The following is a 12571-nucleotide window of genomic DNA, read 5'->3' as shown; positions in this document are numbered from 1 at the left end:
GATTATGACTGCTCGTCGAGCGAGCGGGTGGCTATGACTTTCGAGTACCAGAGCGCCGAGTCCTTCGGTGTGCGCACCTGGGTCCCGTAGTTCACGTGCACCGCGCCGAACCGCTTGGCGTAGCCCTCGGCCCACTCGTAGTTGTCGAAGACCGACCAGAGGAAGTAGCCCTGCAGCGGCACCCCGTCGTCGATCGCCCGCTCGCAGGCGGCCAGGTGGTCACGCACGTAGGCGATCCGCCGCTCGTCGTGCACCCCGCCGTCCTCGGCGACCTCGTCGTCGAACGCCGCACCGTTCTCGGTGATCACCAGCGGCACCGCGGGGTACTCCCGCTTCAGCCGGGTGAGCACGTCGTGCAGACCGTCCGGGTCGATCTCCCAGCCGATGTCGGTCAGCGGCTTGCCGTGCCGGACCTCGCGGCAGTGCGCCGCGCCCGGGTAGGGCGAGTCGAGCTGACCGGTGCGCTCGCCGACCAGGTCGGGGTGCTCCGGGTCACCGGTGATCAGGTACTTGGTGTAGTAGTTCACCCCGAGCAGGTCGATCGGCGCGCTGATCAGTTCCAGGTCGCCGTCGCGGACCTCGCCCATCCCGCCGAACTCGGCCAGGTCGTGCAGCATGTCCTGCGGGTAGCGGCCCTTCAGCACCGGGTCGAGGAACAGCCGGTTCTGGAAGCCGTCCACCCGGCGGGCGGCGTCGGTGTCCAGGGCCGAGTCCGAGGCGGCCTCGACCGAGTACAGGTTGAGCGTGATCCCGGCCTGCTCCACGTTCTGGTCCCGCAGCGCCTGCAGCGCCAGGCCGTGGCCCAGCAGCAGGTGGTGCACCGAGCTCAGGGCGGCCCGCGGGTCGCGGATGCCGGGGGCGTGCCGGCCCGCGGCGTAGCCGACGAAGGCCGACACGAACGGCTCGTTCAGGGTGATCCAGTGCTTCACCCGGTCACCCAGGTGCTCGTGGACGATCGCGGAGAACTCGGCGAACCGGTACGCGGTGTCGCGGTTCGGCCAGCCGCCCGCGTCCTGCAGCGCCTGCGGCAGGTCCCAGTGGTACAGCGTGATCCACGGGTCGATGCCGGCGTTCAGCAGCTCGTCGGTCAGCCGGGAGTAGAAGTCCAGGCCGGCCTCCAGGGCCGGGCCCCGCCCGTCCGGCTGGATCCGCGGCCACGACACCGAGTAGCGGTAGGCCTGCAGGCCCAGGTCCGACATGATCGCCACGTCGTCCTTGTACCGGTGGTAATGGTCGATCGCGACGTCGCCGGTGTCGCCGTTGACCACTCTCCCCGGGGTGTGCGAGAAGACGTCCCAGATCGACTTGCCGCGCCCGTCCTCGTCGGCGGCCCCCTCGATCTGGTACGCGGCCGTGGCCCCGCCGAAGACGAAATCGTCCGAGAAACTCATGCTTTCACTGCTCCATCCATGATTCCGCTGATCAGCTGCCGTCCGAAGAGGATGACAACGGCGAGCAGCGGGAGCGTGGCCATCAGGGTGCCCGCCATGACCAGGGACTGGTCGGTGTAGTAGCCGGTGGACAACCTGGAGAGTGCGACCTGTACGGTCGGATTCTCCGGGCTGAGCGCCACGTATGGCCAGAGGAAATCGTTCCAGTAAGTCATGAATGTGAACAGACCCAGGATCGCGGCGGCCGGGCGCAGTGCGGGAAGCACCACCGACCAGAAGATCCGCAGGGTCGAGGCGCCGTCCACCCGGGCCGCCTCGATCAGCTCGTCCGGCACCGACTGGCTGGCGTACTGGCGCATCATGAAGACGCCGAAACCGCTGGCCAGGTAGGGCAGGATGACCGTGGCCAGGGTGCCCTGGATGCCGAGCCAGTCCATCATCATGTACAGCGGCACGGTGCCGAGCTGGATCGGCACCATCATGGTGAGCACCACCAGGGCCAGCAGCACCCCGTTGCCGCGGAAGCGCAGCTTGGCGAAGGCGAACCCGGCCAGCGCCGAGAGGATCACCACCACGACGGTGATCGTGCCGGCCACGATGAACGAGTTCATCAGGGCCTTGGCGAACATCACGTCGGCGTTGTCGAACAGTGCCGTGAAGTTGGCGCCGAGGCGGTCTCCCGGGGTGAGCACCGGCGGGACCTGGACGATCTCGTCGTTGCGCCGGGAGGCCATGACCAGCATCCAGTACAGCGGGAACACCGACAGGATGAAGGTGATCACGAGCACGATGTAGTTCAGCGGGCTGGCGTTGAACAGCTGGTTGTTGCTCTCGGCCACCCGGCGGCTCAGCCGCTTGCGGCCGGCCGGGGGCGGGGTGGTGCCGGTGCCCTGGGGCTCGGCGTGGATCGGGGGTGTCACCGCGGTCATCGCGACCGCCTCCTAACCTGGTTCAGCATCTCAGTCCGACCCGCCGATCCGGCGGACCAGCCAGATGTTGATGAGCGAGATGATCAGCACCAGAAGGAAGATCATCCAGGCGACGGCCCCCGCGTAACCGAACTCGAAGCGGGTGAAGCCGTTCTCGATCAGGTACATGGTCAGCGTCTGGAACTGCCGCAGCGAACCACCCTGGATGGCGCCGGCCCCCGGTGCGAACAGCAGCGGCTCGGCGAACAGCTGCACACCACCGATGATCGAGATGATCGTGGTGAACAGGATCGTCGGGCGCAGCAGCGGCAGCGTGACCGACCAGAACTGCCGGGTGCGGCTGGCGCCGTCGATCGCCGCGGCCTCGTACAGGTCGTTGGGGATCGCCTGCATCGCGGCCAGGAAGATCAGCGCGTTGTAACCGGTCCAGCGCCAGTCGACCATCACCGAGATGGCCAGCCAGGACGACCAGGTGTGGGCGGTCCAGTCGACCGCGTTCACACCGAACCAGCTGAGCATCCAGTTGGCGAGGCCGAAACCCTTGGCGAAGATCATCGTGAAGATCAGCGTGACCGCGGCCACCGAGGTGACGTTGGGGATGATCACGCCGACCCGGAACAGGGTGCGGGCGCGGATCTTCCGGTTCAGCGTGACCGCGAGCCAGAGGCCTAGCACGTACTGCGGGACGGTGGAGACCACGAAGATGCCGAGCGTGTTCTTCGCGGCGTTCCAGAACTGCTTGTCGGTCAGCAGCTTCTCGTAGTTGTCGAGACCGGTGAAGCTGTGCTCTCCGAGCAGGGGCCAGGCGTGCAGCGACACCCAGAAGGTGTAGAGCAGAGGGAAGGCCCCGAAGATCGCGAAGAGGATGAAGAACGGCGAGACGAAGGCGTAGGGGGACCCCTTGTGGTCCCACCGGCTCACGCGCATCCGCCAGGTGGGGCGGACCTTCGCGGGAGCCGGCGGAACCGGGGTGAGCGTGTTAGACACCCGCCGCGGCCTTGGCGTGCTCGATGGCAGCGGTCCAGCCTTCGGCAGCGCTCTGCTGACCCTGCTCGATGGCCCGCAGGTCGTTCTCGATCACGTCACGCACGGCCTGGTTCTTGGCGCCCAGGTAGACCGGCTTGAGGCTGGCCGCACCCTTGACGAAGATCTCCCCGACCGGGGCGTCGCTGAAGTACTCGTTCTTGAACGCGGCCAGCGCCGGGTCCTTGTGCGCCTCGGGCGAGGACGGCAGGACACCCTCGGCCTTGAACGCCTCGATCTGGCTGTCCGCGGTGGTCAGGAACTTGGCCAGGGCGACGGCCTCCTCCTGGTGCTTGCTCTGCGTGGGAACGGCCAGGAACGAGCCGCCCCAGCTGCCGCTGCCACCGGGCACCGAGGCGATGTCCCACTTGCCCTCACCGGCGTCGCCGGCCTGGCCGGAGATGTAGCCGGTCATCCAGGACGGGCAGGCGATGGTGGCGAAGCCGCTGTTCTTGAAGCCCGCGTCCCACTCACCGGTGAACGACTTCAGGTTGGCCGAGAGGCCCGCGTCCAGCAGCTTGTTCGTGGTGTCCCAGGCGGCCTTGATGGACGGGTTGCTCTCCATCGCGAAGTTGTTCTCGCGGTCGAAGTACGTGTAGCCGGGGTTGGCGCCCGCGGTCTGCATCAGGATCGAGTTGTAGGTGTTCGTGGCCGAGTCGACGAACTTGGCGTCCTTGGCGGCGCCCTTCTTGCCGGCCTCGAAGTCCTTACCGACCTCGATGTAGTCCTCCCAGGTGGGCCAGAGCGCGGAGACCTCTTCGCGGTCGGTCGGCAGACCGGCCTCCTTGAACAGGTCGGTGCGGTAGCACATGGCCAGACCGCCCACGTCGGTGCCCAGACCGATGGTCTGCTTGCCGTCGGCGGTGGTGCCCTGGGCGTACTTCCAGTCCAGCCAGTTGCTCTTGATCTCCTCGGAGCCGTGCTCCTGGAAGTTCACGAACTTGTCCGGGGCCTGGAGGAACTGGACGATCGCGCCCTCCTCGATGGCGACCACGTCGCCGGCACCGCTGCCGGCCGCGATCCGCTGGGTCAGGGCGTTGGTGTACTTGCCCAGGTCACCCTCGTTGGACTCGACGATCTTGATGTTCGGGTTGTCGGCCTGGTACTTCTTGAAGAGCTCTTCGTAGCCGAACCGGCCGAAGGTCGAGACCTTCAGCGTGACCTGGCCGTCCGAGCCGGCGTCGCCGCCCTCGTCGTCACTGCCGCACGCGGCCATGGTCAGAGCGATACCCGCGACCGCGACCACTGCCAGCATCCGCCGGCCGGTGCGGGGCGCCCGTGGCGCCCGGGACATGGAGGGGCTCATGGCTTTCTCCTTTCGGGGCCTCTTCGACCCGAGGAACGTCTATGGGAGCGCTCCCAAAGGTGCGCCCTCGGTCTGGGTGGCGTCAAGGGGTCTATGGGAACGCTCCCATGACGTTACTTAGTTGTAATGATTTGGGACGCCGGCGATGACGACCGCTGTCCGGCGCGGCTATCGCTGTCTCAAAGGTATTCTTACTGAACAGTTTTCGGCCACTATCGACAGGTTTTGGAACCTAAGGGCTTGACCGTGGCGTCGGACGCTGAGGTATCGGCGGCCCCGCTGTCTTCATGCTCCGTTCGGGCGCCGTTTGTGCCCGTTTGCCTGCGCGTTGATCTTGAGTGGCCAGGACTCTGTTCTGCGTCGACGGTCCGTCTTGTTTCGATGTGCGTCGCGCCGAGCCTCACCTTGGACGGAGCCGGTGAGCGGCGTGGCCACCCTCGTTGATCTGCCCTCCCATCCCGGAAAAGGGCCCTCCACCTGCAGTTCCGCATTCTGTCGGTGGTCGCGTCTAGTCTGTTCATGTCGCGGTGGGGGCCGCGCGGAAGTGCTTGCTACAAGGGGGTGTTGAGGTGAGCGCACTTGCTGACGGAAAGTTCGAGCAACGTGTCCCCGGCCTGGCGCTGGGGGTAAGCGAATGGCTGCTGGAGGAACTGGAAGCCCTCGCCATGCCGCAGAGTCCGCCTGAGCCAGGGAATCTGGATGCGGCGGGCGGATCGAGCGAGTCGTCTCCGTCCAGCAGCCCCTCTGACTACGGCCACTCTCCTCAGCCCACTCCTTCTAGTCAGCCCACCCCTTCTACCCAGCCCAGCCCTCCTGCCCAGCCTGCCTGTCCTGCTCAGCCCAGCCCTTCTGTTCAGCCGGGCCGTTCTACCCAGGTCGGCTCTTCTGTCCAGCCCGGTCCTTCTGCCCAGCCTGCCCGTCCTGGTCAGCCCACTCCTTCGGGTCGGCCCACCTCTTCTACCCAGCCCAGCCCTCCTGCCCGGCCTGCCCGTCCTGCCCGTCCTGCTCAGCCCAGCCCTTCTGTTCAGCCTGGCCGTTCTGCCCAGGTCGGCTCCTCTCGCCAGCCTGGCCGTTCTGCCCGGCCCGGCTCTTCTGCCCGGTCCGGCTCTGCACCTGATGCCTGGGTCACTGGCCTGCTGGCAAGAGAGCTGGTGATGCGGCGGCTGCAGGCGGCGCAGATGCGTTCGCTGGTAGCGGCGGTCGAGGCGATGCCGGTGGCCCGGCGCCGGGGTTCGCGGGCGGGGCGGCAGCCCGTGGGCCAGAACCAGCCGGAGTCCAACGGCGCTCTGGGCAGCCGGGAGCACGAAGAAGACCCGGATGGTGGGCAGAACCAGAACGGCGGCGAACTGGAGGATTCCGCGCAGCTGATCTCGTCCCGCAAGTTGGTGTCCTCGCGTCTGGCGCCGGAGTTGAACCGTCATCCGCTCTCGGCCGCAGGCGATGTGCAGGAGGCGATCGGCCTGGTACGTGATCTGCCGCGAGTCTTCGCCCTGCTGGAACAGGGGCGTCTCGATGGTGATCGGGCCCGCCTGGTCACGCGCCGGTTGCACGGTGCCTGTGAGCGCTACCCGCAGTTGCGGCCGGCCAATGAGCAGTGGCTGCTGCTGGAGGCCATGGTCGCCGCGCAGGCGCCCGATCTGACGTACGGGCAACTGGACCGGCTGATCAAGCTTCTGCTGCAGCAGCTTGATCCGGACGGTGGCGCGGCCCGCCATGCGCAGGCCTTGCGGGGCCGGAACGTGCAGGTGCAGCCCCAGCCCGACGGAATGGCTCTGGTGACAGCCCTCATCTCCGCGGAGGCCGGTCAACTGCTCGACGGTTTCCTGGATGCAGCAGCCGATGCGGCGCGGGATCGGGCTGAGGCCGAAGGTCTTCCGGATGAGCGCACGCATGATCAGCGGCGGGCGGATGTACTGGCGATGCTGGTGCAGGCGTTGTCGGAAGGGCTGCACATTCCGTTGGTTCCGGACCCTCGGCATGAGAACGACGAGGAGTTCCACGCTCCGCCCGCCGCTCAGCCAGCCACCCAGCCCACCGCCCAGCCCGCGGGTGAGACTGCCGGTGAGTCCGCCGCTCAGCCCGCGGGTGAGCCCGCGAGCAAGTCCGCCGCCCAGCCCACGGGTAAGTCCGCCGCTCAGCCCGTCGGTGAGCCCGTTGTTTGCTCCGCTGGTCAGCGTGCTGGGCAGCCCGGTGACGAACCGGATCACGTGCCGGGTGACGTGCCGGGTCGTACGCCGGGTGACGCGCGTGCTGGCTGCTCGGCCGAAAAGCCCACAGAAGAGCCTGGTCGGGAGCCCGGCCAGGATGGAAGCAGAGGCGGCAACCGGGTGGATGTCCGGGGGCATGCCGGGGCGCATGCTCCAGGGCCGATCGGAGAAGGCGGCCAGGCCGGAGGGCAAGGCGGATCCTCACAAGACCAGCCGGAAAGCCTTTCAGGCCAGTCCGTCCCGGACTCCTTCCGGCGCCGTCCGCAGGAAGACCAGCAGACCCCTGCCGCCAACCTCCACCACGACATGACGACCTTGGGATTCGCGCCGGTGCCAGAGGGCTTGATGCCGGCCTGGTGGCGTATCCCCGACCTGCCCCGGGTCAAAGGCCGCGGCCCACACCTCGTGGTCACCATCACCGACACCACACTCCTGGGCCTGGATCAGATCCCCGGATTGCTGCAGGGTCACGGTGTGATCAGCGCCGAGCAAGCCCGCCGACTGGCCGTCGCTCCGAGTCAGGTCACCCTCCTGGTCCTACCCGGAGCCTGCGCCCAACCCAACTCGCACTCCCACATGCACACTGACGCCCGCGCTGACGCACCTGCCCACGCTGAAGCGGACGGAATGCCCCCACCGACCGCCGATCACAGCGCCGACTCACACGACTTCGGGGGGCAGGAGCATCCGGGAAACAGCCAGAGACCGGGCAGACCGGATGATCCAACGGCCGCACCACCATGCCCAGTCGGCCTGGATCACGACCAACCCCGGACCAGCCGTTACCGGCCTGGCCGCACACTCACCAACCAGGTCACCGCCCGCTACCCGACCTGCACCTTCCCCGGCTGCACCACGCCCGCCAGCCGCTGTGATCTGGACCATCTCAGGCCTTTTCGGCAGGGTGGGCTCTCCTGCGCCTGCAACATGCACCCAGCGTGCCGGGGCCACCATCGCCTCAAGACCTTCGCCCACTGGCACGCCCGGCCAGCCCGCCCCGACGAGCCCTACCCGCCCGGCACCATCATCTGGACCACGCCCGACGGCACCGATCACCCCAGCCCGCCACCCCTCCTGCCAGGCATGCCGGGCTGGACCCTGCCCACCCGCACCCCGGACTACCCCGCACAACCCGAGAGCCTGACCCGCATCGACCTCATGCCCTCCGCCGAACGCACCACCCGCCGTACCAACCGCTGGGCCCGAGCCCTGCAATGGCAGGCCGACCAGCAAGACCGCCAACGCCGAGCCGCGCTCAAGCAAGCAGCCAAGCAAGCAGCGAAGGCTGCAGCCGCACTCCGCCCGCCTCTGGCCCGGCCCAAGCACGCTCCCTGGGGTGAGTCCACCGGTGTGTACCCCGAATACGGGGAGCCGACCTTCTAACGCCTTGCCTGGACCAGTGACGAACAGCCACAGGGTGGTGGGCGCCGCCCACCGTCGATGAGCATCCGCACCGCGGCGAAGACGTCCTGCCTAATGCCCCGCCGAGTGACGCCCTGCCTGGTGCCCTGCCTGGACCGGTGACCAGCAGCCACGGGGTGGGGGTGCGCCGCTCGCCGTTGCTGAGCATCCGTGCCGCGGCGAAGGCGCCTTGCCTGATGCCCGGCCGTCTGATGCCCAGCCGCGTGACGTCCTGTCTGAGGCCCTGCCTGGATCGGTGACCAGCAGCCACGGGGTGAGGGTGCGCCGCTCGCCGACGATGAGTATCCGCGCCGCGGCGAAGGCGCCTTGCCTGATGCCCCGCCGTCTGATGCCCCGCCGCTTGATGGCCTGCCTGACGCCCTGCCTGGACCGATGACCAGCAGCCACAGGGTGGGGGTGCGCCGCCCGCCGTTGCTGAGCATCCGCACCGCGGCGAAGGCGCCCTGCCCGATGCTCCGCCTGACGCCCTGCCTGGACCGGTAACCAGCAGCCACAGGGGTGGGATGCGCCGCCTGCCGTTGCTGAGCATCCGCACCGCGGCGAAGACGCCCTGCTCGATGCCCCACCGCCTGACGCCTTGCCTGACGCCTTGCCTGACGCCCGGCCTCGCCGCGACATGCCCTTACATGCCACTGCGTACCGCTGAATTCCGTCCCCTCAGTTGGCCCCGAGCCGTGCCAGCCATGCGACCGCCGCGCCCACGTCGTCCACGGTCTCCACCGACTCCGGCAGGGCCGGGCGCTGAACCATGATTACTTCGATGCCCCGCTCACGGGCCGCGGTGAGCTTGGCCGCCGTCATCGGTCCGCCGCTGTTCTTGGTCACGAGCTTGTGGACGTCCTTGGCGGCGAAGAGTCTCCGCTCGCCTTCCAGGGTGAAAGGGCCACGATCGAGCAGGATCTCGCAGTGGTCCGGTAGTTCGCCGTCCGGCCGTTCCACGGCCCGCATGATGAACCGCTGGGGGAGGCCGGCGAAGGCGGAGGTCTCTTGGCGGCCGGTGGTGACGAGGACGTTGGTGTGTGGGGGGAGGGGGGCTATCTGGGCTGCGGCTGCGGGGATGTCCGGCGTGAGAGTCCAGTTGTCGCCCGGGGCGGGGTGCCAGGCGGGTCGGTGCAGGACGAGCAGAGGGGTCTCGGTGGTGCGGCAGGCGGCGGCCGCGTTGGCCGTGATGCGTTCGGCGAAGGGGTGGGTTGCGTCGACTACGGCGAAGATTCCCTCGGTCCGTAGATACTCGGCCAGCCCGGCCGCCCCGCCGAACCCTCCTACGCGAAGATCGCCCACTGGAAGCCGAGGCGACGAAACGCGTCCCGCGAGCGACGAGACCACCGAGAGGCCACCCGTCATCAATTCTGAGGCCAGCAGGCGACCTTCGCCGGTGCCGCCCAGAATCAGGACCTTCATCAGGCCCTGCGCCGCCGCAACAGGTAGGTGTCCATGACCCAGCCCTTGCGTTCCCGGGCCTCGGCGCGAGCCTGAACGATCTGCGGGCCGACCTCCGTCACCGGGCCGGAGAAGAGCATCTCGTCCCTGGTGCCCAGGTAGGCGCCCCAGAAGATGTCCACGTCGGGGTCGGTGACCTGGGTGAAGGCGCACTCGCCGTCGAGCATGACCACCACGTTGTCCTGCCCGGCGGGCATTCCCTCGGCGAGCAGTCGCCCCGGGGTGATGTGGATGGGCTCGCCGATCCGGTTCAGCGGGATGCGGTGGCGGGCGGTGAGGGCGTGCAGGCTGCTTACTCCGGGAATGACGTCCCACTTGAAGGCGACGTTGCCGCGGGCGGTCAGTTCCTCGACGATGCGGATGGTTCCGTCGTAGAGCGAGGGGTCGCCCCAGACGAGAATGGCGCCGACGCCGTCCTCCTCGAGTTCTTCGGCGATCATCCGCTCGAAGATCTCGGCGCGTCGGTGGTGCCAGTCCTTCACCGCCTCGCCGTAGGCGGCGGCGGTGCGGTCGCGCTCGGGGTCGGTGGCCTGGACGAAACGGTAGTCGGTGCCCGAGGTTCCGCTGATGTGGCGCTCGCAGATCTCGCGGCGCAGCTGGATCAGGTCGTCCTTGGCGCTGCCCTTGTCGATCAGGAAGAACACGTCCACCGTGTTCAGGGCCTTGATGGCCTGGACGGTGACGTAGTCGGGGTCGCCGGCCCCGACCCCGATGAGCAGTACTTTCCGCATTAGGCGCGGCACCTTTCACTCGAGTAGAGGTGGCTGTCGGGGAAGTCGCCGGCGGTCAGGACGGGGCCGACCACGATGACCGCGGTGCGTCTGATCCCGGCCGCGTGCACCTGATCGGCGATCGTGGCCAGGGTGCCGCGCAGGATCTGCTCGTCGTTGCGGCTGGCCCGGGCGACCACGGCAACGGGGCCGTCCTGGCCGTAGATCGGGCTCAGCGTGCTGACCACGCTGTCGATCTCCTGGACGGCCAGATGAAGCACCAGGGTGGAACGGCTCTCGGCCAGGGCTTCGAGTTCCTGTCCGGCGGGCATGGCAGTGGCGCGGCGGGCGATCCGGGTGAGGATGACCGACTGGCCCACGCCGGGAACGGTGAGCTCGCGTTTGAGGGCGGCTGCGGCTGCGGCGAAGGCAGGCACGCCGGGCACGATTTCGTACGGCACCTTGAGCTGGTCGAGGCGTCGCATCTGCTCGGCGACGGCACTGAACACCGAGGGGTCGCCGGAGTGCAGCCGGGCCACGTCTTCGCCGCGCTCGTGGGCCTGGTGCAGTTCGGCCACGATCAGGTCCAGATCGAGGTTCGCGGTGTCGACAAGCCTTGCTCCGGGCGGGCAGTCGGCCAGCAGCTCTTCCGGGACCAGGGAACCCGCGTAGAGGCAGACCGGGGCCTTCTGCAGGATCCGCAGCCCGCGGATGGTCAGAAGGTCGGCGGCGCCCGGGCCGGCGCCGATGAAAAAGACCGTCATGTCGCTGCTTCCACTGCCTTCCAGGCGCTCCACTGGGTGACCGGCATAGCGGGCCGCCAGCCGGTGAATCGCCCGATGGCCGTGGCCTTGGCGATCTCGATCTTGGCGAGGACGCCGCCGTACTGTGATCTGGCCTGCGCCAGCAGCATTTCCGATTCGAGGGTGGTCACGTTCACGACCATCCGCCCGCCGGGCGCCAGTGCTTCCCAGCAGTGCTCGAGCAGTCCGGGGGCGGTGAGCCCGCCACCTACGAAAATCGCGTCGGGGGTGGGTATTCCGGTCAGTTCGGCGGGCGCCTCACCGGTTCTCACTTCCAAATGGGGGACGCCCAGCAGCTCGGCATTGCGGGCGATGCGCTGGGCCCGCTGAGGGTCGCGCTCGATGCTGACGGCCCGGCAGGAGGGGTGCGTACGCAGCCACTCGATGCCGATGCTGCCCGCGCCGCCACCGACGTCCCAAAGCAGTTCGCCGGGCTCGGGGGCCAGGGTGGAGAGCGTGACCGCACGGACGTGGCGCTTGGTGAGCTGCCCGTCGTTCTCGTATGCCTCGTCGGGGAGTCCGGGGGTGCGCGACAGCCTGAGTGGTGCAGTGCCGGGGCAGCAGACGACGGCGAGCACGCAGAGGGCCTTGGAGCCGGACGGAGCGTGCGCGGGAAAACCTTCGCTCGGCCACTCGTCGGCTGTTGCGGTGACACGGAACTCGTCCTGCGCACCGAGGTTGCCCAGGGCAGTGAGTTCGCTGGGGCCGAAACCGCGCTTGCGCAGCAGATCCGCGACCACCGCCGGAGACTCCTCGCCGGGCACCAGGACAAGCAGCCGGCGGGCCGGGGAGATGCTCGGCTGCAGGGTGGCGGCCGGACGCCCGACCAGGCTGATCACCTCGACGTCCTGCTGGGCCCAGCCCATGCGGGCACAGGCCAGGGAGACGCTGGAGGGGTGCGGCAGGACGGTCAGGTCGAAGCCGGGGGCCACGCGGGCGATGGTTGTCGCGATGCCGAAGAAGGTGGGGTCGCCGCTGGCCAGCACCACCTTGTGAGCGCCGGGGGTCTTGACCAGCAGCAACGGCAGGGCGCGCAGCAGGGGGCTGGGCCAGGGCACCTGCCGGGCAGTGACCTCGGGAGGCAGCAGGGCGAGCTGGCGATCACCGCCGAACACAACGTCGGCCTGGCTTAGGGCTTCGCGGGTGGCAGGGGACAGGCCGGGCCAGCCGTCTGCGCCGATGCCCGCGACGACGAGGCGTTCAGGGGAGGAGGGTGGAGCGGCGGACACGGGCTCCACCCTAGTTGAGGCGGTCTCGGGGGCTTGCGCTCGGGCGGTCTGCAAACCGGCAGTGCCCCCGGCGTCGGTCTCGACGCCAGGGGCACCTGAGTCGGCTCTGGA

Annotated in this window: 9 protein-coding genes; 1 reads left to right on the top strand and 8 read right to left on the bottom strand. The window is 68.6% G+C overall.

Annotated features, from left to right (window positions below):
- Nucleotides 1–2: 2 nt before the first annotated feature.
- From QSK18_RS23400 to QSK18_RS23385, 4 genes are read right to left on the bottom strand one after another with little or no spacing between them, the layout of a single operon-like run.
- On the bottom strand, nucleotides 3–1391 hold the full coding sequence (locus QSK18_RS23400; protein ID WP_232809918.1) for a GH1 family beta-glucosidase: 1389 nt from the start codon (nucleotides 1389–1391) through the stop codon (nucleotides 3–5).
- On the bottom strand, nucleotides 1388–2320 hold the full coding sequence (locus tag QSK18_RS23395; RefSeq protein WP_232809919.1) for a carbohydrate ABC transporter permease: 933 nt from the start codon (nucleotides 2318–2320) through the stop codon (nucleotides 1388–1390). Before QSK18_RS23395 ends, QSK18_RS23400 begins: the two co-directional genes overlap by 4 nt.
- Nucleotides 2321–2350: 30 nt before the next feature.
- Entirely contained in the window at nucleotides 2351–3307 is a 957-nt protein-coding gene (locus QSK18_RS23390) for a carbohydrate ABC transporter permease (RefSeq protein WP_232809920.1), read from the bottom strand.
- A complete protein-coding gene (locus QSK18_RS23385; protein WP_232809921.1) occupies nucleotides 3300–4649 on the bottom strand; it encodes an ABC transporter substrate-binding protein in 1350 nt (449 codons plus the stop codon). Before QSK18_RS23385 ends, QSK18_RS23390 begins: the two co-directional genes overlap by 8 nt.
- 1154 nt (nucleotides 4650–5803) lie before the next feature.
- Here QSK18_RS23385 and QSK18_RS23380 point away from each other — a divergent pair.
- Entirely contained in the window at nucleotides 5804–8239 is a 2436-nt protein-coding gene (locus QSK18_RS23380; protein ID WP_285623343.1) for an HNH endonuclease signature motif containing protein, read from the top strand.
- Nucleotides 8240–8935: 696 nt separating this feature from the next.
- Here the strand turns inward: QSK18_RS23380 and QSK18_RS23375 are convergent.
- From QSK18_RS23375 to cbiE, 4 genes are read right to left on the bottom strand one after another with little or no spacing between them, the layout of a single operon-like run.
- Entirely contained in the window at nucleotides 8936–9679 is a 744-nt protein-coding gene (locus tag QSK18_RS23375; protein WP_232809923.1) for a cobalt-precorrin-6A reductase, read from the bottom strand.
- Nucleotides 9679–10449 (bottom strand): precorrin-6A synthase (deacetylating), encoded by a 771-nt coding sequence (cobF, locus tag QSK18_RS23370; RefSeq protein ID WP_232809924.1) that lies wholly within the window; start codon nucleotides 10447–10449, stop codon nucleotides 9679–9681. The genes QSK18_RS23375 and cobF overlap by 1 nt, the downstream gene beginning before the upstream one ends.
- A complete protein-coding gene (gene cobM, locus QSK18_RS23365) occupies nucleotides 10449–11192 on the bottom strand; it encodes a precorrin-4 C(11)-methyltransferase (protein WP_232809925.1) in 744 nt (247 codons plus the stop codon). Before cobM ends, cobF begins: the two co-directional genes overlap by 1 nt.
- Nucleotides 11189–12460 carry a precorrin-6y C5,15-methyltransferase (decarboxylating) subunit CbiE gene (cbiE, locus tag QSK18_RS23360; protein ID WP_285623338.1) on the bottom strand — a complete coding sequence of 424 codons (1272 nt, stop codon included), beginning with the start codon at nucleotides 12458–12460 and terminating at the stop codon, nucleotides 11189–11191. The genes cobM and cbiE overlap by 4 nt, the downstream gene beginning before the upstream one ends.
- Between the last annotated feature and the right edge of the window lie 111 nt (nucleotides 12461–12571).

The organism is Kineosporia sp. NBRC 101677, from assembly GCF_030269265.1.
In the GTDB taxonomy this organism is placed as follows: domain Bacteria; phylum Actinomycetota; class Actinomycetes; order Actinomycetales; family Kineosporiaceae; genus Kineosporia; species Kineosporia rhizophila.
Note: the sequence above shows the minus strand (reverse complement) of the source record. Positions and strands in the feature narration are given on the sequence as shown.